This is a genomic window from Rathayibacter sp. VKM Ac-2754 (genome assembly GCF_009807095.1).
Lineage (GTDB): Bacteria > Actinomycetota > Actinomycetes > Actinomycetales > Microbacteriaceae > Rathayibacter.
On sequence record NZ_WUCC01000005.1, the window covers coordinates 137,478 to 159,531 of the forward strand.

A 22,054-nucleotide genomic window follows, 5' to 3' on the forward strand; every position below is an offset into this window, starting at 1 on the left:
GCCGACCTCCGGCTCGCAGGAACGCGTCCGGCTCGCAGGGTGGGGGGAATCCCGCGAGCCGGACGCGATCCCGCGAGCCGGAGGTCGGCCGGAGGATCAGCTCGCGGCGAGCACCTGCTCGACGTACGCGCGGATCGGCGTGGTCGGGTGCCCGATCAGGCGCGCGAGCGAGCCGTCGGTCTCGCCGAGCAGGCCGTCGGCGATGTTCGCGTCGAGGCCGACGACGAAGCCGACGCCGCCCTCGGGCACGCCCGCCCCGGTGAGGATCCGCGCGTGCTCCGCCGAGTCGACGTGCGTGATGGACGCCTCGCGGCCCGCGACCTCGGCGACCAGGGCCGCCAGCTCGTCGGTGCTCCAGGCGACGTCGCCCGAGAGCTCGTGCACCGAGCCGACCAGCGACGCGTCGGTGAGGGCGACGGCCGCCGCCTCCGCGTAGTCGCTGCGCGCGGCGCTCGAGACGCGGCCCTCGCCGGCGCTCGAGAGGGTGGTGCCGGTCGAGGCGAGCTCGCCGATCGTCTGCACGTAGTTCTCGTGGTACCAGCCGTTGCGGAGGATCACGGCGGGGACCCCCGCGGCGGCGATCGCCTCCTCCGTCGCCTTGTGCTCGGGCGCGAGGATCAGCGCGCTCGTGGTCGCCTTCGGAGCACTCGTGTAGACCAGGCGAGCGCCCGCGCGGGCGACCGCCTCGATGACGGCGGTGTGCTGCGCGACGCGCTTGCCCACCTCCGACCCCGAGACGAGCAGGACGGCCTCGGCGCCCGCGAAGGCGGCGTCGAGGGAGGCGGCGTCCTCGAAGGAGGCGACGGCGGTGCGCACGCCGAGGTCGGCGGCGATCTTCTCGAGCTTCGCGGCGTCGCGGCCGGTGGCGACGATGTCGGAGGCGGCGGTGCCGCGAGCGAGCAGGTGCTCGACCGCGAGGCGGCCGAGGTGTCCGGTGGCTCCGGTGACGACGAGAGTCATGGGGGTGGTCCTTCCGTTCTGGGCGGCGTCGGGGCCGCACTGGGGGAGAACCGGAGGGTGATCCGAGAACTTCCCGGAATGCAGTACCCACTATTTGGTTAGTACCTTCATGACCATCACGGATACCGCGGGGAGCCCGCTGCTCGTGGGCGACGTCTACGCCGCCGACTGCCCGAGCCGCGAGATCTTCGGCCACGTCACGAGCAAGTGGGGAGTGCTCGTGCTCGCGGCGCTCACCGACGGCACCCTCCGCTGGGGCGAGCTGCGGCGGAGGATCGGCGGCATCAGCGAGAAGATGCTCGCGCAGACCCTGCGCGTCCTCGAGGAGGACGGCTTCGTGCACCGGGAGGCGCACGAGGTGATCCCGCCGCGGGTCGAGTACCGTCTGACCCCGCTCGGCGCCGATCTGGCGGCGCGCCTGCTGCCGGTCGTCGAGTGGATCTCGGGCAACGTCGCCACGGTGATGGAGGCGCGCACGGCGCAGCGCACGTCCGTCTCCGCGCCGTCCGAGCAGGTGAGGTGAGCCTCACCTCGTTGTGAGACCGTTCACCTCTCGTTCAGGTGGGCGCCGACCCCGGGAGACTCGCGCGACCGCTCCCCCTGGTTTCCTCATCGGACCCCGCCTGCGATCGAAGGACGAACGACGATGACCGACACCTCCCGCCGACTCCTGCTGCCCATGGCCGGGCACGTCAAGGGCAAGCGCAGCCCCGTGACCTGCGCCCTCAAGTGCGCCAACGCGTGCTCGACCGCGACCTGCAACACTTCGCACAACAGCTACTTCCGCGACATCGTCTCGTCGCAGATCTCGCGCCGCTCGGCGCTCGGCCTCGGTCTGGCCGGCGCGGTCACCATCGCCGTCGCCTCCCCCGCCGCACCGAGCGCGGAGGCGGCCGTCGCGACCGCCGCGGACGCCGTCTCCCCTCTCTCCTTCACCCCGATCGCGCCGGTCGCCACCACCGTCGACGAGTTCACCGTGCCCGAGGGCTTCGCCTGGCAGCCGCTGATCCGCTGGGGCGACCCGATCTTCGCCGACAGCCCCGCCTTCGACATCCAGAACCAGACGGAGGCGGCGCAGGCCGCGCAGTTCGGCTACAACAACGACTACACCGACATCGTCGAGATCCCGGGCTCGAAGCGCCTGCGCGCGCTGCTCGTCGTGAACCACGAGTACACGAACGAGAACATCATGTTCCCCGCCGCGCAGCTCGAGGCCGAGCCCGAGCGCGTGCGAGCGGTCGCCCGCGCCGCGCACGGGCTCAGCGTCGTCGAGCTCGTCCGCACCGCCGTCGACCGCCCCTGGGCGTACGTGCGCGGCGGCGAGCACAACCGCCGCTACCTGATCGACACCCCGTACGAGGTGACCGGCGCCGCCGCCGGCTCCGACCTGCTGAAGACGGTCGCCGACCCCGAGGGACGCACCGTCCTCGGCACCCTCGGCAACTGCTCGGGCGGCACCACGCCGTGGGGCACCGTCCTCTCGGGCGAGGAGAACTTCAACGGCTACTTCCGCGCGACCGGCACGAGCGGCGCCGAGAAGCGCTACGGCCTCGCCGACGCCGAGACCGCGCGGCTCTGGGAGCTCGACGACCCGCGCTTCGACGCCCGCACCGCCGGCTACGAGAACGAGCCGAACCGCTTCGGCTGGATCGTCGAGTTCGACCCCTTCGACCCGTCGTCGACCCCGAAGAAGCACACGGCTCTCGGCCGCCTGAAGCACGAGGGCGCCAACGTCATCATCGCCCCCGACGGCCGCGTCGTGGCGTACCAGGGCGACGACGAGCGCTTCGACTACCTCTACAAGTTCGTCTCGAAGAAGCGCTACATCGAGGGCGACCGCGCGCACAACAAGACGCTGCTCGAGGAGGGCGACCTCTTCGTCGCGAAGTTCACCGGCGACTCGCCCGTCGCCGAGATCACGGGAACCGGCGCCGTCCCCTCCGACGGCGGCTTCGACGGCATCGGCGCGTGGCTGCCGCTCGTCGTCGGCGGCGTCTCGGCGATCGCGGGGATGAGCGTCGAGGAGGTGCTCGTGCACACCCGCCAGGCGGCCGACATCGCCGGCGCCACCAAGATGGACCGCTGCGAGGACGTGCAGCCGAGCCTGATCACCGGCCGGATCTACGTCGCGTGCACCAACAACTCCAACCGCGGCACCGAGGGCACGGAGGGGCCGACCGAGGTCAACCCGCGCACCGAGAACCGCGACGGCCACATCGTCGAGATCATCGAGGACGGCGGCGACCAGACCGGCCTCACCTTCACCTGGAACCTGCTGATGCTCTGCGGCGACGTGGCGCAGGGCGACGTCGTCTACTTCTCGGGCTTCCCGGCCGATCAGGTCTCGCCGATCTCGTGCCCCGACAACCTGGCGTTCGACTCCGTCGGCGACCTCTGGATCTCGACCGACGGCGCACCGAGCGGCATCGGCTACAACGACGGGCTGTTCAAGGTGACCCTGGACGGCGCCTCCCGCGGCAACGTCGAGCAGTTCCTGTCGGTCCCGCGCGACGCCGAGACCTGCGGCCCGATCGTGCACGACCAGGACCAGCACGTCTTCGTCGCCGTGCAGCACCCGGGCGAGGAGGGCAGCTTCGAGGAGCCGACCTCGTTCTTCCCGGACTTCGCGGCCACGGGAGCGGTTCCCGCCGGAGCCGTCGCAGCGCCCCGCCCGACGATCGTGCAGATCCTGCCGGCATCGCAGCTGATCGCCCCGACGCCGACGCCGACGGCCGGACCGACCACGGCTCCGACCCCGACGCCCACCGCGGCGCCGACGACCGCGCCGACCGCCGCGCCGACCGCGGGACCGACCGCCGCGCCGACCGCGACTCCGACGATGTCCCCGACGGTCGCGCCCACCGCGACTCCGACGGGCACCGCAGTGCCGCTGCCGACCGGCGGAACCGGAGGCGGACTCGCCTCGACCGGTGTCGAGAGCGTCGGCCTGATCGCCGGGGCGACCGCCCTGCTCGCCGCGGGAGCCGCCGCGGTCGGGCTCGGCGCGCGCCGCCGCTCGGCGGGCGACGAGGACGCGGAGACGCAGGCCTGATCACGGGGGGGGCGGCGGGTCTTCCGCCGCCCCCTCGTGCGCTAGGTTGAGCGCGATGTCGACCCTCCGAAGCCGCGAGTCCGCCGTTGTCGTGGCCGTGCAGCGCGCGCCGCTGACCCGGCCCCTCCTCCCCGTCGCCCGCGGACTCAGCCTCATCGGCGAGCACGCGGCGGGCTGGCTGATCCTCGGGGTGATCGGCGCGTTCGTCGATCCGTCGCGGTTCTGGGCCTGGGCCCTCTGCGACGTCGCGATCGTCGTCGCGCACGGGCTGTCGATCGTCCTGAAGCGCGTCGTCCGCCGCCCGCGCCCGCTGGGCGAGGGGGTGGAGGTGCGCGGCCACGCGCCGAGCAAGCTCAGCTTCCCGAGCTCGCACGCCTCGTCGACCACCGCGGCCGCGATCGTGTTCGCGGTGATGCTGCCCGCCCTCTGGCCGCTCGCGGTGCTCGTCGTGATCGCGATGCTCCTGTCGCGGCTGGCGCTCGGGATGCACTTCCCGACCGACCTGCTGGCCGGCGTCGTGCTCGGCACGCTCTCTGCGCTCGCCGTGCTGCCGCTCCTGCCACTGGCGTCGTTCTAGCTCGGGCCGCCGTCTGGCGGGATTGGCGCGCGACTGACCCTCGCCCGAGCCGCACAACCAAGGCTGAAAGACGGAAAGGCGTGAAGATCCGCCGTTTCGAGACTCTCGTCCTTCGTTGTGAGGGCGAACCCCGCGACAGAGGGCGACGCTGCCCCTGTCGACACTCCCCGCCCCCGCAGGATCGGACCGCATGAGCACCCTCGTCGTCACCGCCCACCCCGACCCGGACTCGCTCACGCACCACGTCGCGCGCCGGCTCGCCGGCTCGACGGGCGCGACGCTCGCCCACCTGGCGCAGGAGGGCTTCGACCCGCGCTTCACGCTCGAGGACCGCCGCGTCTACCTCGGCGAGGGCGCGCCCGCCGCCGACGTCGCGGCCGAGCAGCGGCGGATCGACGCGCACGAGCACCTCGTCCTCGTCTTCCCGGTCTACTGGTGGTCGATGCCGGCGCTGCTGAAGGGCTGGGTCGACCGGGTGTTCATCGCCGACTGGGCGTTCGGGATCGACGCGGCAGGCGGAGTCGTCCCGCGGCTCGAGCGCCTGAGCGTCCACCTGATCCCGGTGTCGGGCACGTCGGAGCGCTCGTTCGAGCGGCACGGGTACACGGAGTCGTTCCGCACGCAGATCGAGCGCGGCGTCATCGGCTACTGCGGGGCGCGGCACGGGGTGACGGCGTTCGTGCACGACTCGGAGGCGGAGGATCGCGACGCGACGGCGCGCTCGGTCGAGTCCGCGGTCGCGCGAGTCGCCGCAGCGCTCGTGCGATCTGCAGGAGGCTGATGTGCGATTCGCAGGCGATGCGGCCGCTCCCGCGCGGCTCATGCGGCGGGAAGCATTCTCCGTCCGCGAACACCTCCAGACCGCACCGGCACCTGCAGATCGCACGGCGGAGGCTCAGAGCAGGCGGCGCGCCGACGCCCACGCGGTGAGCTCGTAGCGCGACGACAGCTGCAGCTTGCGCAGCACCGCCGACACGTGCGACTCGACCGTCTTGACCGAGATGTACAGCTCGGCCGCCGCCTCCTTGTACGCGTAGCCGCGCGCGATCAGCCGCATCACCTCGCGCTCGCGGGCCGACAGCCGGTCGAGCTCGTCCGGCGCCTCCGCCTGCTCGCCGGCGAGCGCTCCGAAGGCGTCGAGCACGAAGCCCGCCAGCCGCGGCGAGAACACCGCGTCGCCGCCCGCGACCGCGAGGACCGCGCGGCTCACCTCGGCCCCCGAGCTCGCCTTGGTGATGTAGCCGCGGGCGCCGGCCCGGATCACGCCGACGACGTCCTCGGCCGCGTCCGAGACGCTCAGCGCGAGGAACCGCACCGACTCGAGGAGCCCGGCGCTGCGCCGCAGGACCTCGGCGCCGCCTCCGCCCGCACCGCCCGGCAGGTGCACGTCGAGCAGCACGACGTCGGGCCGCGCCACCGCGACCAGCGCCACGGCGGCGTCGACGTCGGCCGCCTCGCCCAGCACCTCGAGCTCGGGCGCCAGGTCGGCGCGGAGGCCGGAGCGGAAGATCGAGTGGTCGTCGACCAGCACCACGCGCGTCATCGCTCGGCCCCCGTGGGCAGGCGGAGGTGCACCTCGGTGCCCGTGCCGCCCGCTCCCGGCCGGACGGTCGCGCTGCCGCCGGCGCGCGCCATCCGTCCGATGATCGACTCCCGGATGCCCAGCCGGTCGCCGGGCAGCGCGCCGAGGTCGACTCCCGGCCCGCGGTCGCGGACGAAGACGTCGACGCCCGCGGCGGTGCACTCGAGGTAGACCGACACGTCGCCGCCCGCGTGCCGCGCGGAGTTGAGCATGGCCTCCCGCGTCGCCGCGAGCACCGGAGCAGCGCCCGGCACGGATGCGCCCACCGCGACCACCTCGAGCTGCACCGGGTAGTCGAGCTCGATCGCCGCGGCGATGGCGCGGATCTCGGCGGCCAGATCGTTGGCGACCGGCACGTCGCGTTCGAACAGCCAGTCGCGCAGCTCCCGCTCCTGCGCGCGGGCGATGCGGGCCACCTCGGTCGAGGCGCCCGCGCGGTTCTGGATCAGCGCGAGCGTCTGCAGCACCGAGTCGTGCAGGTGCGCGGCGATCTCGGCGCGCTGCTCCTCGCGCACCCGGGCCGCGCGCTCGCCCATCAGCTCGGTCCAGAGCGTGACGATGCGGGGCGCGGCGAGCACCCCGGCCGCCACCAGCAGCACGCCGACGGCGAGCACGGCGTTGACCGCGCTGGGCCGCGCCACCAGCACCGCGACTCCGGCGACGACGAGCACCGCGCAGGAGGCGAGACGCACCGCGGAGGAGGAGCGCGCCGATCGCGACGGGTCGCCCCGGTCGGGGCCGAGACTCCAGCCGACGGCGCCGCCGGCCAGGGCCGCGACCGCGGCGAGCGCCCGGGTGACCTCGGAGTCGTCGCCGGAGCCGATCGCGACGAGGACGGCGACCGTCGCGACGCCGGCCGCCACGGCGAGCAGGGCGGCGACCGGAGTGGCGCGGCGCACGCCGGCGTCCTCCGAGGCGGAGTCGGCGAGCGGCACGAGCGCCCACAGCCAGAGGTAGAAGAGCGCGCCGCCCCCGCCGAGCAGGGTCGCGACGACGAACACGAGCCGCACCGCTCGCACGCTCCGACCCAGGTGCACGGCCAGGCCCGCGCTGACACCTCCGAGGGCCGCGCTGCGCGGTCGCCGGAGCGATGGGCGGACCGCAGCGACGGGCAGGGTGGGGATGCTCACCCCTGCATCCAAACAGACGGGCGCGTCGCCCGGGGGTCGCGTCAGGGTCCGGTCAGGGGTTCCCCCGATAGCCCGGCGCCCACCGCCCACGGGACACTCGAGCCATGACAGCAGCGAGCACCACCCCGCCGACCGGCGGACCCGACGATCAGGGCGCGGACGACCGGGCGGCCGGACCCGGCGCACCGACCGCCACGTCGACCGCCGACCCGGGCACCGCCGGCGATCCGCCGAAGGAGAACCGCTTCTTCCTCTGGCTGCGCGCCCTCGACCTCCCCCGCCGGCCCGGCTGGATCGGCGGCGTCTGCGCCGGCGTCGCCGAGCGCCTCGGGATCGATCCGCTGATCGTCCGCGGAGTGTTCGTGGTCGTCGCCGTCCTCGGCGGGCCCGCGTTCCTCTTCTATGCGGCGGCCTGGCTGCTGCTGCCCGACCAGGACGACTCGCTGCCGGTCGAGCGGCTGGCCCGCGGCGACCTCGACCGCGTGCACGCCGGGATCGGGGTGCTGGTCCTGGCGTCGATGCTCCCGGTCGCCCAGGGCTTCTGGTCGCTCGGCGGCGTCTACACCGGGGCGACCGCGTGGGGGGCGTCCACGGGACGCGCCCTGTGGACCGCGGTCGTCGTCGCGGCGGCGATCGGCCTCGTCCTCTGGATCGTGCGCCGCTCCGGTCGCGCCTCGACGCCGACCGTCACTCCGGAGACCGTTCCCGCGACGACCGACGGGCGCCCCGAGAGCATCCCGTACCCCGAGCGGCCGACGGACGCCCGCCCCGAGGCGCCCGAGGACGTCGCCGCCTGGCGTGAGCGCCAGGAGCAGTGGAAGGCCGAGCGCGAGGCGTTCCGCGCCCAGGAGGCGGCGACCGCCCGCGAGACCGCGCGGCAGCGGGCGGAGGAGGCGCGCCTCCGAGCCCACGCCGTCACGGCCGCGCGTCTCGAGCGCCAGCGGCTGCGCCGGGCGGCGAACCCGCGGCTGCGGTTCAGCGCGACGCTGCTCGTGCTCGGCGCCGCGGCCCTCGTCGGGTCGCTCGTCTCGCTCTCGACGACCGGATCGACCTCGACCGTCGTCGGATTCGCCTCCGCCACGCTCGTGCTGGCCGCCGCGATCGTGATCGCCGGCCTCCTCCGCCGCCGCGCCGTGCTGCTGGTCGCGGTCTCGCTGGTCACGGTGCTGACGGCGTCGACGGCGGCGTTGCTGCCGCCGGATCGCGCGGTGCTGGGCACGGTCGGGTCGTACAGCCTCTCGAACGCGGCCCCCGGCGACTACGCGGTCCTGGCCGGAGACGTGCAGGTCACCGTCTCGCCCGACTTCGACGTCGCGGGCGGCGCCCTCGACGTCTGGCAGGGCGCCGGGTCGATCCAGCTGACGGCGATGGAGGGGACCGCCGTCAGGCTCGAGTCGTCGTCGAGCGACGGGGCCACCTGGCTCACGCGACGGGACGGCGACGAGTACAGCCCCGCCGAACCGGAGGGCGTGCGCTACGTCGACGGCCGCTGGCGGTGGACGCAGACCTTCGGCGATCCGGACGCAGAGCCGTTCGTCGTGCGTGTCGAGCAGGGCGGCGGATCGATCAGCGTCTTCGACGAGACGGGCGCGAGCGCCTCCGCCGAGACGAGCACCGGCACCGACCCGACCACCGCAGACCCGACCACCACCGACCCGACCACGACCGAGCCGACAGGGGCAGCGCGATGAGCACCGAGACCCTCCCCGAGACCACCGCGGTGACCGCCATCGCGCCCCCGCGCCCCCGGATCCGCGCCGGCGCGATCGTCTGGGGAGCCGTCGTCGCCGCCTTCTCCGTCTTCCTGCTGCTGGTCGCCTCCGACACCGCCCTGCGCGCCGACGTCGTCGACCGAGCGCTCGCCCTCGGCGGGGGAGGCGCGACCGCGCTGACCATCGCCGTCCTCGGCGGCATCGCGCTGCTCGTCGGCCTCGTGCGGGTGCTCGACCGGAGGTAGCCGCCGCGCACCGTCCGCTGAGAGGCTCCGTCATCGACCATCGTGCGTGACGAGGCCTCTCAGCTGACGTCGTGCACGGCACAACCCCCTGCCCCGCCCGAGCACGGGCGCGCAGACTCGTCGGAGTCCCCCGAGCACACCGCGTCTCGCGCGCGCCCGGGGCCCGACCCCGGAGACGAGACCATGCCCCCTCCCGCGCACGCCCCGCAGCACTGATGGAACTCGCCATCGCGGCGATCGTCGCCGTCTCGGTCCTCGTCGCCGTCGCCGTCTTCGCCAAGCGCCTCGGCGTCGCGGCGCCCATCGTCCTCGTGCTCGCCGGAGTCGGACTCTCGTTCCTCCCCGGCGTGCCCGAGGTGGTCGTCCCGCACGAGTGGGTGCTCGACGGCGTGCTGCCCCCGCTGCTCTACGCCGCGGCGATCAGCGTCCCGTTCCTCGACTTCCGCCGCAATCTGGCCACCATCACGGGGCTCTCGGTGATCCTCGTCGTGATCTCGGCCGCCGGAGTCGGGGTGCTGCTCTTCGCCCTGCTGCCCGAGCTCGGCCTGCCGCTCGCGATCGCCGTCGGCGCGATCATCAGCCCGCCGGATGCGGTGGCCGCCACCTCGGTCGGGCGCCGGCTCGGCCTCCCGCCGCGCCTGCTCACCCTGCTCGAGGGCGAGGGGCTGATCAACGACGCGACCGCGCTGGTCCTCCTCCGCTCCGCGCTCGCCGCGGCCGCCGGCACGCTCGCCACCCCGTGGGCGGCCGTGGGCGACTTCCTCTACGCCGTGGTGATGGCGGTGGCCGTCGGCCTCGTCGCGAGCATCGTCACCGTCTTCGTGCGCTCGCGCCTCGAGGATCCGGTGCTCAACACCGTCATCTCGTTCATCGTGCCGTTCGTCGCCTTCATCCCCGCCGAGGGCCTCGGCGCCTCGGGCGTGCTCGCGGTCGTCGTCGCGGGGCTGCACACGGGCCACGCCTCCTCGCGCGCCTTCACCGCGCAGTCGCGGGTGAACGACCGCATCAACTGGCGCACCGTGCAGTTCCTGCTCGAGAACGGCGTGTTCCTCCTGATCGGGCTCGAGATCCGCGGCCTGATCCAGGACGCCGACAGCGCCGTGCTCGGAATCCCGGCCGCGGTCGGCATCGGACTGATCGCGACCGTCGGGCTGATCGTCGTGCGCTTCCTCTGGGTCGGACCCGTGCTGCTCGGCGAGCGCTGGCAGACCCAGCGCGCCGAGCGGCGGGCCCGGCAGCAGAAGGAGCTGCTCGACTCGACCGGCGGCGTGCGCCTGCCGCGCGAGGAGCGGAGGAAGGCCCGGCGGCGCTTCGAGCTGCGCCGTGCCGACTACCGGCACTTCAGCCGCAACGACATCGGCTGGCGCGGCGGGCTCGTGCTCGGCTGGTCGGGAATGCGCGGAGTCGTGACGCTCGCTGCCGCGCAGTCGCTGCCCGAGGACATCCCCTACCGCGCTCAGCTCGTGCTGATCGCCTTCACCGTGGCGGTCTCGACCCTGCTCGTGCAGGGCAGCACGCTCCCCCTGCTCATCCGCGCGACCGGGATCCGCGGAGTCGACGTGCCGGAGGACCAGCGCGAGCTCGCCGGGCTGCTCGACGAGATCACCGAGAAGGGCCTCTCGGTGCTCGAGAGCCCCGGCGACGTGGTCGAGGGGGTCGAGGAGGTGGACCCCGACGTGCTCGAGCGCGTGCGGCAGACGTCGTTCCTGCGGTCGGAGGCGGCGTGGGAGCGGTCCCGCGGCACCCGGCGCGACGTGGCCGACACTCCGCACCGCCTGTACCGCGCCCTGCGGCTGGCGGTCGTCACGGCCGAGCGGGAGGCGCTGCTCGACGCGCGCTCGCGCCGGGCCTACCCGCAGCGCATCCTCGCCCAGGCGCAGTCGATGCTCGACCTCGAGGAGACCCGACTGCGGCTGCGCCGCGGGACCACGACGTGACAGACCGGAACCACGGCATGACGGACCGGGGCGGAGTCGACCCGAACGACTCCGCCCCGATGGCGATCACTGTAGGTGCCGCGCGCCGAGTTCGCTGGGGGCGTTGACTTCCGGGTTGGACGTCCGGAGGAGCGCTCAGAGCGCGCCCGGCGGCACCGGCGGCGCGTCGGGCACGTCGAACACCGCCGAGCGGGGGAAGAGCAGTGTCGGCATCCGCTGCGCCGGTGCGATGTCCAGCAGCTCGCGGGCGTCGGACAGCACGTGTGCGGCGTACCCCGCGTCGACCGCCCCCGGGTCGGCGAACGCGTCGATCAGTGCGCGGAGCACAGGGCGCGACGAATCGCTGAGGGACGGCATGACGGCTCGACTCGTTCGGCGGGTTCCGCGGCGCGAGAGCGCGCAACGGTGAGAGGAGGTTTCGGGCCTCCTGCGGCGTTCCAGGTGCCACGACGCTACCGAAGAGCCCGCCCCGTCCGGAGGACGGTTGACAGACGCCGGGAGCAGCCCGTCGACCCGCGTCCCGAGTGGCCGACCGCGCCTGACGAGGGGGTCAGACCCCCGGCGACCGCGTCAGGATCGCGACGACGAACAGCGCCGCCCAGAGCGCCCCGCAGATCAGCAGGCGCAAGTTGCCGAGCACGATGTCCTCGGGAGCCGACGCGCGGCCCCGCTCGATGTCGAGCGCGTAGAGGAAGAGCGCGGCGCCGAACGGCACCACCGAGGCCATCGACCAGAGCGAGTCGTCTCCGTTGAGGAAGAGGGCCCACAGCGCGTACGAGATCATCGTCAACGACGCCGCGACCGACCAGATGAAGCGCAGGTAGCCCGCCGTGTAGACCTTGAGCGTCGAGCGCGTGTGGCTCTCCTCCTTGCCCTCGCTCTGCAGCTTCTCGGAGTAGCGCTTGCCCGCCACCATGAAGAGCGAGCCCGACGACACGGCCAGGAGGAACCACTGCGTCAGCGGGATGTCGGCCACCGCGGCGCCCGAGATCGCGCGCAGAACGAAGCCGCCCGCCACGATCAGGATGTCGATCACCGGCTCGTGCTTGAGCCAGATGCAGTACGAGATCTGCATGACCAGGTACCCGGCGAGCGTCGCCGCGAACCAGGTGAACCCGGCGAGGAACGTGACCAGCGGCGGCACGATCATCAGCACGAAGGCCGCGATCCACGCCACGCGCACCGGCAGCGCCCCCGACGCGATCGCGCGGAAGCGCTTCTTGGGGTGGGCGCGGTCCGACTCGATGTCGAGCAGGTCGTTGAGCATGTAGCCGCCGGAGGAGGCGAGGCTGAAGGCGACGGCCGCGATGATCGCGGCGACCAGCACCTCGGGCTCGACGATCCGCGCGGAGGCGATCGGAGCGGCGAGGACCAGGACGTTCTTGAGCCACTGCCGGGGGCGCATGGCGGCAACGAGGGCACGAGCGGTACTCACGGCGTCTTCCTCTGCTGATCAGGGGGAGCGGACGCTGAGTGCGAGCCGCGACGGATTTTCGCATGGAGCGACGCTCAATCTACAATCGCCTCTGACCCGCGGTGCCCGCTCCTGGCGCGGCGCGCGGGCGACCACGATCGGCACGGAGAGAAGGCGCATGCGGACCACCGTGCTCTACGTGGCCTTCGCCGCGCTGGCGACCGCGGTGAATCTCGGCACCCAGATGCTCGTCGAGCTGGTGATGACGGGCGACTGGGCGACGATCGTCGCCGTCCTCGCGGGCACCCTGACGGGGGTGGTCGCCAAGTACGTCCTCGACAAGCGCTACATCTTCCGGCACGAGACGATGAACGCGGCGCACGGCGTGAAGACCTTCTTCCTCTACGGCGTGATGAGCGGCGTGACGACGCTGATCTTCTGGGGCTTCGAGTTCGGCTTCCTCCACCTCTTCGGCACCGACGTCGCCCGCTACACCGGTGCCGTGATCGGTCTGGCCATCGGCTACGTCGCCAAGTACCACCTCGACAAGAACGTCACCTTCCAGGGCCCTCGTGAGGAGCCAGCATGACTGCAGCCGTCTCCTCCTGGGGCCTGCTCTCGCGCGACCAGCACCGCGTCGTCGCCATCACGAGCGCCGAGCAGGCGCAGGACGCCCTGTCGCATGGCGACGGGGGCATCGCGCACGGCGTCGGTCGCAGCTACGGCGACGTCGCCCTCAACGGCGGCGGCGTGATCTGGGACTTCAGCGGCTTCGACCGCCTGCTGTCGTTCGACGACGAGACCGGCGTGCTCCGGGCCGAGCCGGGCGTGCTGCTCAAGGACGTGCAGGCGGTGTTCTCGCCGCGGGGCTGGATGCTGCCGGTGACTCCCGGCACCAAGAACGTCACCCTGGCGGGCGCGATCGCGAACGACGTGCACGGCAAGAACCACGCCTCGGCCGGCACGATCGGGCGGCACGTCGTGTCGTTCACGCTGCTCCGGAGCGACGGCTCGTCGTCGCGCTGCAGCCCGACCGAGAACGTCGAGCTCTTCGAGGCGACCATCGGCGGGCTGGGGCTCACCGGCCTCGTCGTCGAGGTCGAGCTGCGGCTCAAGCGCGTGCCGGGCCCGTGGCTGGTGACCGAGGACGTCCCCTTCCAGACGCTCGAGTCGTACCTCGACCTCGTGCACGAGTCGATGGACTCGTTCGAGCACACGGTGGCCTGGATCGACGTGACCACCGGAGGCGGCCGCCGCGGGGTCTACTCGCGCGGCGACACGACCGCGGCTCCCGAACTGCCGTCCTCCCGTGCCGGCTCGCTGCGGGTGCCGTTCGCCTTCCCGCTGTCGGTCGTGAACCGCGCGACACTGCCCCTGCTGAACCGCGCCTACTACCGCCTCAAGGCCACGGGCGCCGGCCGCTCGGTGCAGCACTACGAGCAGTTCTACTACCCGCTCGACGCGATCGAGGGCTGGAACACCATGTACGGCCCGCGCGGCTTCTACCAGTACCAGAGCACCGTGCCGTGGGAGGGGGCGCTCGAGGTCACCCGCGAGATGCTCGCGCTGATCGCGGCGTCCGGCACCGGCTCCTTCCTCGGCGTGCTGAAGACGTTCGGGGCGCTCGAGTCGCCGGGGATGCTGAGCTTCCCCGCGCCGGGCGTGTGCTTCGCGCTCGACTTCCCCAACACGCCCGCCGCCCTGCCGCTGTTCGCGCGGCTCGACGAGCTGGTGACGGCGGTCGGCGGCCGGCTGTACGCCGCCAAGGACGCGCGGATGTCGCGCGAGATGTTCGAGGCCGGGTACCCGCGCCTCGCGGAATTCACCGCTCAGCGCGACCCGGGGATCTCCTCCGGCTTCTCGCGCCGAGTGCTCGGGAGCTGACGTGACCACTGGAACCCCTTCGAAGATCGTCGTCGTCGGAGCGACCTCGGCCATCGCCGAGCAGACGCTGCGCCTCTGGCTCGGCACCGGCGCGCGCTCGGCGCTGCTGGTCGGGCGCGACGCCGCCCGCCTCGAGAAGCTCGCCACCGACCTGCGCGTGCGCTTCCCGGCGGCCGCCCTCTCGGTGTCCGCCGTCGACCTGACCGACCCGGCCGCGATCTCCTCCGTCGTCGAGTCGTCCCTCGAGGGCGGCGCCCCCGACACCGTGCTGATCGCGCACGGCGCGATGACGACCCAGGAGGAGGCGTCGGCCGACCTCGCCGTCGCCCGCGACGTCCTCGTGGTCACCGGCGTCTCGGTGGCCCTGTGGATGGAGGCGTACGCGAACGCGCTGACCTCCGGCACCATCGGCGTGATCGGCTCCGTCGCCGGCGACCGCGGCCGCAAGACCAACTACGTCTACGGCTCGGCGAAGGGCCTCGTCGAGCGCTTCGCGCAGGGCCTGCAGCACCGCCTCGCCGGCTCGCGGCTCTCGGTCGTGCTGATCAAGCCGGGCCCGACCGACACTCCGATGACCGCGTCGATGAAGCAGAGCGGAGCGTCGCTCGCCCCGGTCGAGTCGGTCGCGAAGGACGTGGCGTCGGCGATGTCCTCCGGGAACGCCGTCGCCTACGCGCCGGTGAAGTGGCGCGTGATCATGACCGTGATCAAGCTGCTGCCGGCCCCGATCTTCAACAGGCTCAACATCTGACCGGAGGCCTGCTGCCCGCTCGAAGGGTGCGGGCCCTCTCTCTTTCAAGCTTCAGTGCGATTCATCCGATCCGTAGAGAACGTGCTTCGACGCGGCGCGGTCTGTCGCTGAGCCCGCAGACCGAACGACGAGAGCCGCGTCCGGAACGCTTGCTGTTGTTATACATCGGCCCGATCTATAACAAGAAGCCCGTTACGCCTCCGCCGCGTCGGGCCCTTCCGCCCACACGTCGTACCGTGCGGGCATTCGCACCCTCCGGTACTGGATCAACGTGGCCTGGGCGACGCCGTGCGCCCGCTCTCGGCACCTCGGAGCTCGGGAACGGCGCGATCGCGAGGCGCTACGTCCCGACCGGGAGTCGCTGAGCTCACTCCGACCGACGCCGTCCGCACGGGCGGCACTCGCGTGACCTGCTGGGGCGAGCCCTCCGCCCACGCCGAGCCGCCCGGTCTGCCGGGGGTGGCGCGCCAAGCGGTGAGTGATTCGTGCCGAGGACGTCACTTCGGGCTCTCGGGTCCGTCTCATCACCATGGCACTCACCCTCCCCGCCCTTCAGAACCTCCCCTCGATCGACGCACGCGCGCGCAGACGCCGGCAGCGTCGACTCGACGCTCAGGCGATCGCCGCCGCCGCACTCGTCAACGAGCGCTACCTCGACCCCCGCTTCACCATCCCGGCCCTCGCCCGCGAGCTCCGCGTCCCGCCGCTCCTGCTGCGCGCCCGCTTCCGCCGGTTCTACCGGCTCCCCCTCGACGAGCACCTCGCCCTGCAGCGCATCGAGCTCGCGACCCTCCTGATGTCCGCCGCCCCGCACCGCCTCGGCGCGCTCGAGGAGATCGCGCACTCGAGCGGCTATCCCGACGCGGGAGCGCTCGACCGGGACTTCCAGCACTACTGCCGCACCCCGGCCCTCGCCGCCTGGTTCCGCCGGGGACGCACCCGCGTCGAGCCGACCATCGGAACCAGAGCGTGAGCCCGCAGCCGCGCCTCCGCCGCACCCGCCTGCGTGCCGCGCTCCGCGCATTCCTCGGCCTTCCCACACCCTTCGACGAGGACCAGGACGACTACTGGACCGCCCTCCCCCGCACCGCCCGCAGCGACGGCGGGACCGAGCACACGACGGCCCAGCCCTGAGTGTGGGAGAGGTCCCCCGAGCCCGCGCCGGCCTCGAGCCCCTCGAGGAGAGCGACCCTCGCACGCTGAAGCAGAGCGGGGCGTCGCTCGCCTCCGTCGAGTCGGTCGCCCGCAACGTCGCTCTCACCTCCGGCCGTGCCGTCGCCTGCGCCCAGGCGAGGACCGCCGCTCAGACGATGCGGAGGGAGATCTCCCCCACGCCGTCGACTCCCGCCTCGAGGCGGTCGCCGCGCTGAATCGGCCCGACGCCCGCCGGCGTCCCCGTGAACACGAGATCGCCCGGGCGGAGGGCGACGGACCTCGAGAGCGCCGAGACGATCTCGGGGATCGACCAGATCATGTCGCCGAGGTCGCCGGTCTGGCGACGCTCGCCGTTGACGTCCAGCCAGATGCCGCCCGCCTCGAGCACGTCGTCCCGACGGCGGATCGCGCCGACGGGAGCGGATCGGTCGAAGGCCTTTCCCCACTCCCACGGGCGCCCGTGCTTCTTCGCCTCGGCCTGCAGATCGCGCCGAGTGAGGTCGATGCCCACCGCGTAGCCGAAGACGGTGCGGGCCGCCTCCGTCACCGAGACGTCGACGGCCGCGGTGCCGATGGCCACGACCAGCTCGATCTCGTGGTGCAGGTCTCCGGTCAGCGGCGGGTACGGGATGTCGCCGCCGGCCTCGACGACCGCGTCGGCGGGCTTCATGAAGAAGAACGGAGCCTCGCGCTCGGGGTCCCCGCCCATCTCGCGGGTGTGCTCGGCGTAGTTCCGCCCCACGCAGAACACGCGTCGGACGGGCCACAGCTCGCTCGACTCCGCGAGGGCCACGGTCGTCCGTGCGGGCGGCGGGATCACGTACTGCATCAGCGTCTCCTTCTCTCGATGTCCCGGTCCCGTCACCAGCGGCGGACCTCCTGGTCGCTGCAGGTCAGCCGTCCCGCCAGAGCACCGCGGCGACCGCCCCCGCGACCGACGACAGCCCGAGCACGGCGGCGGCCACCACGAAGCCGGTCGGATCGCCGACGGCCCGCCCCGCGAGCGCCCCGCTGCCCGAGAAGGCGGTGACGACTCCGAACACCGCGGCGGTGCTCAGCATCAGCGAGCCGTTGTGCAGGACGGAGCGGAAGCCGTTGGCGACCGCTCGCCGGTCGGCCGCGACGCCCTGCATCACCCGCCGGGTGAGCGCCGCCATCACGATCCCCTCCCCGAGGCCGACGGGGATCAGCGCCGGCACGATCCACGCGGGCTCCGCTCCGACGGCGAAGTCCACCGCCAGCCAGCCGAGCCCGACGGCGACGAGGACGCCTCCGCCGATGGTGAGCGCCCGCGCCGACACCCAGCGACCGGCCCAGCCGGCGCCGGGTGCTCCGATCATCATGGCCGCGCCCATCGGCACGGCCATCGCGCCGGCCTCGAGCGCACTCGCTCCGCGGATCGCCTGGAGGTACAGGGCGACGAGAACGACGACGGAGCCGAAAGCGAACGAGATGCACAGGCTCGCGAGGTACACCAGCGCCCGCGGCCCGACGATCACCGCGGGATCCAGCAGCGGCTCCCGCGCACCGCCGCGTGCCAGTCGCGACTGCGAGTACGCGAAGACGACCACGACGAGGAGCGCACCGCCGAGGAGGAGCCAGCTCGCCGGCGCGGTCGGCTCGGCCGAGAGCCGCTCCCCCGCGAGGAGCACGCCGCCGATCCCCGCGAGCGAGAGCAGGGCACCCGCGAGGTCGAAGCGGAATCGGCGGATCGGAGGCGCATGCACGTGCGCCAGGGCGCGCCAGCCGAAGCCGATCGCCACGGCGGCGAGGGGCAGGGTCGCCACGAAGACCGCTCGCCAGTCGAAGTGCTCGAGCAGCAGCCCGCCCAGGAGGGGGCCCGCCAGAGTCGACAGGCCGCCGATCGTGACGTTGAGGCCGAGTACGAGGGGGAGCTGCGCGAGCGGGATCACGTCGCTGAGGACGGCGGTGGAGTTCGCGACCGCACTCGCGGCGGCGAGACCCTGCACCGCTCGCGCCGCGATCAGCACGCCGTCCGAGCTCGCGAGGCAGCACACGAGCGACCCGACGAGGAACGCGATCACCCCGCCGAGGTAGAACCAGCGTCGACCGAGCAGGTCGGACAGCTTGGCGAAGACCAGGATCGCCGCCGAGTTGCCGAGCAGGAACGCGAGGATCATCCAGGCCGCCGAGTCGGCGCCGCCCGCGAGCGTCGCGCTCATCGAGGGGATGGCGACGCTCAGCGCTCCGGCGGAGCCGAAGACCATGAAGCCCGAGACGGACGTCGTCGTCAGGACGGCCGCGCGCACCCCCGCGCTGGGCACGACCGGCGACTCGAGCACTGTCGCGCTCATGCCGCGGCCTCGTCCTCGCGGCGGTCGACACGCGGGACGACCGCGATCGACCCCGTCTGCGGCAGCGCGCTCCTCCTCCACGGTCCACCGCGCGCCAGTGCGCAGACGAGCGCGAGCAGCGCGCCGGCTGCCAGCACCAGCATGGCCAGGGTGAACCCCGCCTCCGCGGCCGGGCTCGCGTCGGGCTCGGCGTAGCTGTCGATCCCGGAGGCGGTGATCACGAGGAGCGAGACGCTCGTGCCCAGGGTCGCCGCGCTGTTGTAGAGCATCGACCGCACCGCGTTCGCCACGGTGCGCCGCGCCGGCTGCACTCCGTGCATGATCGCGGCGGTGTTCGGCGTGGTGAAGACGCCGATCCCGACGCCGACGAGCACCAGCCACAGGCTCACGGTGAGCACGTCCGCCCCGCGGGAGAAGAAGGCGAGCCCGGCGAGCCCGAGCACCAGCAGCCCGCCGCCGACCGCCGCGAGCGTGCGCACGGTGAGCACCCCCGAGAGCCGGCCGGCCAGCGGCGTCGCCAGGACCATCGCGAGGGCCATCACCATGATCACGACCCCGGCTTCGGCGGCGGACCGACCGCCGACGATCTGCTGGTGGAGGACGACCAGCAGGGTCACGCCGGCCCGCGCGAAGGAGTTGAAGAACGCGGCCCCGTAGGCCAGGGCCCTCTTGCGATCGTTCACCAGGGCGACGTCGACCAGCGGATGCCGGACGCGCCGCTCCACCAGGACGAAGAGCGTGATCAGCACGGCTCCGAGGGCCAGGCACGCCCAGACCCAGGGGTCGCCGGGCCCCGAGGCGGACACGCGGTTCACCCCGTACAGCACGGCGGCCAGGCCCGCCGCCGACAGGACCGCTCCCGCGTAGTCGAAGCGCTCACCGGCCGCGCCCGACCGGGTCGACGGTAGGAAGCGGATGCCGAGAGCGAGCGCGGCGACTCCGAAGGGCACGTTCACGAGGAACACCGACTGCCAGCCGAAGGTCGAGACCAGCACGCCTCCGACCGCGGGGCCGATCGTGTTCGCGACCGCCGCGGCCGTGAGGTTGAGGCTGAGACCGTAGGCCAGCCGCTTCGCAGGGAAGGCGTCGGCCACCAGGGCGGAGGTGTTCGCGACGATCGTCGCAGCGGAGACACCCTGCAGTGCGCGCACGGCGATGAAGGTGCCGGCGTCGGGAGCGATCACGGCGAGCCCGCTCAGCACCATGAAGGCGGCCATGCCCCACAGATAGATGCGCTTGCGGCCGATCATGTCCGAGATCCGCCCGAAGACGAGGATCGACGCCGTGTTGGCCAGCAGGAACGCGAGCAGGAACCAGTCGGCGAGGGCGGCCGGCGCTCCGAAGTCGTCCGAGAGCGCCGGCAGCGCCACGGTGACAGAGGTGGCGTTGATCAGGATGAGCATCAGTCCGAGGCTGGTGACCGCCAGGACCGAGTAGGCCGAGCGCATCATCGCCGGCTCGACCGCACGTGGTGAGGACGTGGTGGTTCAACTCCTTCAGCGGAACGGGGGTGGAGACGGCGCGGAGGAGAGGAGGGGACCGGTGCACGGCCGGTCCCCTCTGCTCACTCGGTCGCCGAGATGTTCCCGAAGTCGATCGCGTTCTCGGAGCGGTAGGCGAAGCCCGTCACGCTGGTGCGGAAGACCTGCGAGGGCTGGATCGAGCAGACGAAGATCTCGGGCGCCGACTCGATGAGCACCGTCTGCGCCTGGATCCAGAGCTCGCCCGCCTCCTCGCTCAACGGGTCCGGCAGTGCCTGCGCGGCGTCGACGTGGGTCCAGAAGGTCGCAGCCGACGCGTCCTCCCAGCGCGACGGGTTCGAGGCGTCGTTGTCGGGCTTGAAGAAGATGGTGCAGGAGTAGGTGGGCGTCTGGACCTGGCAGCGGTTGCGGTAGATGATCGCCTGACCCGTCGCCTGCGCCCTCGTGGTCCCGAAGTCGGCAGCGGGCATCTGGTTGATCTCGATGTCGAAGCCGGCGTCCTTCGCGTAGGACTGGATCAGCACGCTGGCGTCGATGAGGTCGGTCGTCGCAGTCGAGACCGACAGCGTGTACGCGACCCGGTCGACTCCCGCCTCCTCCAGCAGCGCGAGCGCCTTCTCGGGGTCGTACTCGTAGGTGGGCAGCGAGTCGACCGAGTAGTTCTTCGTGGACGGGTTGATGTTGCCGATCGTCGTCGTCGCCCGGCCCGAGTAGATCTGCTCCATGATCTCCGCGTACGGGACCGCGTAGGCCATCGCCTGGCGGACGCGCTCGTCATCGAAGGGGGCCTTGTTCGTCACAAGGGTGAGGTCGACGTACTCGATCGGGTTCTCGGCCGACGGCACGACGACTCCCTGGGCGTTCGCCAGGCGGCTCTGATCGGTCGGGCGGCAGCCCTCCGCCATGTCGACGTCGCCCGTCGACACGAGGGTCGCCCGCGTCCCCGCATCGCCGACGACCCGGAGGGTCACCTTGGCGATCGAGGGCTCGCCGTAGGCGTAGCCGCTGTTCGCGGTGAGGACCATCTCCTGATCGGGGGTCTGCGACGTGACGTGATAGGGCCCGTGACCCCAGCCTCCGTTGGTCTTCGCCCAGGTGACCGCGTAGGGGTCCTCGGCCGTCGTGTTCGCGAGGAGGGCGACGGAGTCGTAGATGTGGCCCTGCAGGTTCGCCAGCAGGCCCAGGAAGGTCAGACCGAACCCTGCGCTGGTGAGGGTGAAGGTCACCGTCGCGTCGTCGACCTTCGCGAGCGCCTCCGGCCCTGCGAAGCCGGCCAGCCAGACGCTCTTGGAGTACGTCCCGACGTTCCACTTGCGCTCGAAGGAGTAGAGCACGTCATCGGCCGTCAGCGGGTTGCCCAGGGGCGACACCACGTCGGGACGCAACCGGAAGGTGTAGACCAGCCCGTCGTCCGAGACCTCGTACGACTCCGCGAGGTAGCCGACGTACTCGTTGAAGTCCTGCACGACGGTGCCCTCCGTCTCGCCGTCGATGTAGGGGTTCCGGACGAGACCGGCCTGGAGGTTCGCGTTCATCTCGAACGACTCCAGCGTCAGACCGCCTCCGCCGACCACTCCGTCGAGGGTCGGGGCGAGCGCGGGGACCGCGACGACGAGCTCGGTCTTCGAGGCGCCCGACGCCTGCGGCGCCGCAGTCGACGAGCCCGTGCAGGCGGCGAGAGCGAGGGCGGCCAGACCGGAGACGCCTCCGGCGAGCACGGCGCGACGACCGATGGCAGCAGAGAGGATGCCGGCGCCGCGTGCGGAGAAGGAGGTGCTGGAGGGCGGGGCGAGGCGGGAGTTCGGGGTGGGATTCACGGTGATTCCTCTGATTCGGGCACAGCTGGACGAGGGTCCGAC

The 22,054-nt window shown here is 72.7% G+C and carries 21 protein-coding genes; 12 read left to right on the plus strand and 9 right to left on the minus strand.

The annotated features are described in order from the left end of the window. Nucleotides 1-96 precede the first annotated feature (96 nt). Nucleotides 97-960, minus strand: a complete 864-nt coding sequence (locus GRS92_RS10225) for an NmrA family NAD(P)-binding protein (protein WP_159855896.1) — start codon at nt 958-960, stop codon at nt 97-99. A 109-nt stretch (nt 961-1,069) separates the two neighbouring features. Here GRS92_RS10225 and GRS92_RS10230 point away from each other — a divergent pair, with 109 nt between their 5' ends. The 4 genes from GRS92_RS10230 to GRS92_RS10245 all read left to right on the plus strand — a co-directional run bounded on the left by GRS92_RS10230 (nt 1,070) and on the right by GRS92_RS10245 (nt 5,370). Then, nucleotides 1,070-1,483 (plus strand): winged helix-turn-helix transcriptional regulator, encoded by a 414-nt coding sequence (locus tag GRS92_RS10230; RefSeq protein ID WP_159855898.1) that lies wholly within the window; start codon nt 1,070-1,072, stop codon nt 1,481-1,483. Nucleotides 1,484-1,606: 123 nt separating this feature from the next. Beyond that, entirely contained in the window at nt 1,607-4,012 is a 2,406-nt protein-coding gene (locus GRS92_RS10235) for a PhoX family protein (protein WP_159855900.1), read from the plus strand. A 55-nt stretch (nt 4,013-4,067) separates the two neighbouring features. Beyond that, nucleotides 4,068-4,589: a phosphatase PAP2 family protein gene (locus GRS92_RS10240; RefSeq protein ID WP_159855902.1), complete on the plus strand. Its 522-nt coding sequence runs from the start codon at nt 4,068-4,070 to the stop codon at nt 4,587-4,589. A 190-nt stretch (nt 4,590-4,779) separates the two neighbouring features. Beyond that, nucleotides 4,780-5,370, plus strand: coding sequence for an NAD(P)H-dependent oxidoreductase (locus GRS92_RS10245; protein WP_159855904.1), 591 nt, complete (start codon nt 4,780-4,782; stop codon nt 5,368-5,370). Nucleotides 5,371-5,484: 114 nt separating this feature from the next. On the opposite strand, the gene GRS92_RS10250 is transcribed toward GRS92_RS10245, so the two are convergent. Both GRS92_RS10250 and GRS92_RS10255 read right to left on the minus strand, forming a co-directional pair. Next, complete coding sequence (locus GRS92_RS10250) at nt 5,485-6,132, minus strand: LuxR C-terminal-related transcriptional regulator (RefSeq protein ID WP_159855906.1); 648 nt, start codon at nt 6,130-6,132, stop codon at nt 5,485-5,487. After that, a complete protein-coding gene (locus tag GRS92_RS10255) occupies nt 6,129-7,301 on the minus strand; it encodes an ATP-binding protein (protein WP_159855908.1) in 1,173 nt (390 codons plus the stop codon). The genes GRS92_RS10250 and GRS92_RS10255 overlap by 4 nt, the downstream gene beginning before the upstream one ends. A 104-nt stretch (nt 7,302-7,405) precedes the next feature. Here GRS92_RS10255 and GRS92_RS10260 point away from each other — a divergent pair, with 104 nt between their 5' ends. The 3 genes from GRS92_RS10260 to GRS92_RS10270 all read left to right on the plus strand — a co-directional run bounded on the left by GRS92_RS10260 (nt 7,406) and on the right by GRS92_RS10270 (nt 11,195). Beyond that, entirely contained in the window at nt 7,406-8,992 is a 1,587-nt protein-coding gene (locus GRS92_RS10260) for a PspC domain-containing protein (RefSeq protein ID WP_159855910.1), read from the plus strand. Beyond that, nucleotides 8,989-9,258, plus strand: a complete 270-nt coding sequence (locus tag GRS92_RS10265; RefSeq protein WP_159855912.1) for a hypothetical protein — start codon at nt 8,989-8,991, stop codon at nt 9,256-9,258. The genes GRS92_RS10260 and GRS92_RS10265 overlap by 4 nt, the downstream gene beginning before the upstream one ends. 215 nt (nt 9,259-9,473) lie before the next feature. After that, nucleotides 9,474-11,195 (plus strand): cation:proton antiporter, encoded by a 1,722-nt coding sequence (locus GRS92_RS10270; RefSeq protein ID WP_159855914.1) that lies wholly within the window; start codon nt 9,474-9,476, stop codon nt 11,193-11,195. A 135-nt stretch (nt 11,196-11,330) separates the two neighbouring features. On the opposite strand, the gene GRS92_RS10275 is transcribed toward GRS92_RS10270, so the two are convergent. Continuing rightward, nucleotides 11,331-11,552, minus strand: a complete 222-nt coding sequence (locus GRS92_RS10275; RefSeq protein ID WP_159855916.1) for a hypothetical protein — start codon at nt 11,550-11,552, stop codon at nt 11,331-11,333. A gap of 193 nt (nt 11,553-11,745) precedes the next feature. Beyond that, nucleotides 11,746-12,630 carry a decaprenyl-phosphate phosphoribosyltransferase gene (locus GRS92_RS10280; protein ID WP_159855918.1) on the minus strand — a complete coding sequence of 295 codons (885 nt, stop codon included), beginning with the start codon at nt 12,628-12,630 and terminating at the stop codon, nt 11,746-11,748. 157 nt (nt 12,631-12,787) lie between these two features. Between GRS92_RS10280 and GRS92_RS10285 the strand changes: the two genes are divergently transcribed. The 5 genes from GRS92_RS10285 (at nt 12,788) to GRS92_RS10305 (ending at nt 16,378) form a co-directional block, all read left to right on the plus strand. Beyond that, nucleotides 12,788-13,198 carry a GtrA family protein gene (locus GRS92_RS10285; protein WP_159855920.1) on the plus strand — a complete coding sequence of 137 codons (411 nt, stop codon included), beginning with the start codon at nt 12,788-12,790 and terminating at the stop codon, nt 13,196-13,198. Continuing rightward, on the plus strand, nt 13,195-14,493 hold the full coding sequence (locus GRS92_RS10290) for an FAD-binding oxidoreductase (protein WP_159855922.1): 1,299 nt from the start codon (nt 13,195-13,197) through the stop codon (nt 14,491-14,493). Before GRS92_RS10285 ends, GRS92_RS10290 begins: the two co-directional genes overlap by 4 nt. Before the next feature lies 1 nt (nt 14,494). Then, a complete protein-coding gene (locus GRS92_RS10295; RefSeq protein ID WP_159855924.1) occupies nt 14,495-15,244 on the plus strand; it encodes an SDR family NAD(P)-dependent oxidoreductase in 750 nt (249 codons plus the stop codon). Between the two features lie 529 nt (nt 15,245-15,773). After that, the gene (locus tag GRS92_RS10300; RefSeq protein WP_159855926.1) at nt 15,774-16,217 is read left to right on the plus strand and encodes a hypothetical protein; all 444 of its coding nucleotides are present in this window, start codon (nt 15,774-15,776) and stop codon (nt 16,215-16,217) included. Further along, a complete protein-coding gene (locus GRS92_RS10305; RefSeq protein ID WP_159855928.1) occupies nt 16,214-16,378 on the plus strand; it encodes a hypothetical protein in 165 nt (54 codons plus the stop codon). The genes GRS92_RS10300 and GRS92_RS10305 overlap by 4 nt, the downstream gene beginning before the upstream one ends. Nucleotides 16,379-16,547: 169 nt before the next feature. Here GRS92_RS10305 and GRS92_RS10310 read toward each other — a convergent pair whose 3' ends face one another. From GRS92_RS10310 to GRS92_RS10325, 4 genes are all read right to left on the minus strand, one after another. Then, complete coding sequence (locus GRS92_RS10310; RefSeq protein ID WP_159855930.1) at nt 16,548-17,228, minus strand: fumarylacetoacetate hydrolase family protein; 681 nt, start codon at nt 17,226-17,228, stop codon at nt 16,548-16,550. Between the two features lie 64 nt (nt 17,229-17,292). Beyond that, the gene (locus GRS92_RS10315; RefSeq protein WP_159855932.1) at nt 17,293-18,714 is read right to left on the minus strand and encodes an MFS transporter; all 1,422 of its coding nucleotides are present in this window, start codon (nt 18,712-18,714) and stop codon (nt 17,293-17,295) included. Next, complete coding sequence (locus GRS92_RS10320) at nt 18,711-20,165, minus strand: MFS transporter (RefSeq protein WP_159855934.1); 1,455 nt, start codon at nt 20,163-20,165, stop codon at nt 18,711-18,713. Before GRS92_RS10320 ends, GRS92_RS10315 begins: the two co-directional genes overlap by 4 nt. A gap of 113 nt (nt 20,166-20,278) precedes the next feature. Next, complete coding sequence (locus GRS92_RS10325; protein ID WP_159855936.1) at nt 20,279-22,012, minus strand: ABC transporter substrate-binding protein; 1,734 nt, start codon at nt 22,010-22,012, stop codon at nt 20,279-20,281. Nucleotides 22,013-22,054: the final 42 nt, after the last annotated feature.

What these genes read in the sequence shown, in the direction of transcription:
- GRS92_RS10225 (WP_159855896.1), bottom strand. Translation starts at nt 960, where the DNA reads ATGACTCTCGTCGTCACCGGAGCCACCGGACACCTCGGCCGCCTCGCG.
- GRS92_RS10230 (WP_159855898.1), top strand. Translation starts at nt 1,070, where the DNA reads ATGACCATCACGGATACCGCGGGGAGCCCGCTGCTCGTGGGCGACGTC.
- GRS92_RS10235 (WP_159855900.1), top strand. Translation starts at nt 1,607, where the DNA reads ATGACCGACACCTCCCGCCGACTCCTGCTGCCCATGGCCGGGCACGTC.
- GRS92_RS10240 (WP_159855902.1), top strand. Translation starts at nt 4,068, where the DNA reads ATGTCGACCCTCCGAAGCCGCGAGTCCGCCGTTGTCGTGGCCGTGCAG.
- GRS92_RS10245 (WP_159855904.1), top strand. Translation starts at nt 4,780, where the DNA reads ATGAGCACCCTCGTCGTCACCGCCCACCCCGACCCGGACTCGCTCACG.
- GRS92_RS10250 (WP_159855906.1), bottom strand. Translation starts at nt 6,132, where the DNA reads ATGACGCGCGTGGTGCTGGTCGACGACCACTCGATCTTCCGCTCCGGC.
- GRS92_RS10260 (WP_159855910.1), top strand. Translation starts at nt 7,406, where the DNA reads ATGACAGCAGCGAGCACCACCCCGCCGACCGGCGGACCCGACGATCAG.
- GRS92_RS10265 (WP_159855912.1), top strand. Translation starts at nt 8,989, where the DNA reads ATGAGCACCGAGACCCTCCCCGAGACCACCGCGGTGACCGCCATCGCG.
- GRS92_RS10270 (WP_159855914.1), top strand. Translation starts at nt 9,474, where the DNA reads ATGGAACTCGCCATCGCGGCGATCGTCGCCGTCTCGGTCCTCGTCGCC.
- GRS92_RS10275 (WP_159855916.1), bottom strand. Translation starts at nt 11,552, where the DNA reads ATGCCGTCCCTCAGCGATTCGTCGCGCCCTGTGCTCCGCGCACTGATC.
- GRS92_RS10285 (WP_159855920.1), top strand. Translation starts at nt 12,788, where the DNA reads ATGCGGACCACCGTGCTCTACGTGGCCTTCGCCGCGCTGGCGACCGCG.
- GRS92_RS10290 (WP_159855922.1), top strand. Translation starts at nt 13,195, where the DNA reads ATGACTGCAGCCGTCTCCTCCTGGGGCCTGCTCTCGCGCGACCAGCAC.
- GRS92_RS10300 (WP_159855926.1), top strand. Translation starts at nt 15,774, where the DNA reads ATGGCACTCACCCTCCCCGCCCTTCAGAACCTCCCCTCGATCGACGCA.
- GRS92_RS10310 (WP_159855930.1), bottom strand. Translation starts at nt 17,228, where the DNA reads ATGCAGTACGTGATCCCGCCGCCCGCACGGACGACCGTGGCCCTCGCG.
- GRS92_RS10315 (WP_159855932.1), bottom strand. Translation starts at nt 18,714, where the DNA reads ATGAGCGCGACAGTGCTCGAGTCGCCGGTCGTGCCCAGCGCGGGGGTG.
- GRS92_RS10320 (WP_159855934.1), bottom strand. Translation starts at nt 20,165, where the DNA reads ATGATGCGCTCGGCCTACTCGGTCCTGGCGGTCACCAGCCTCGGACTG.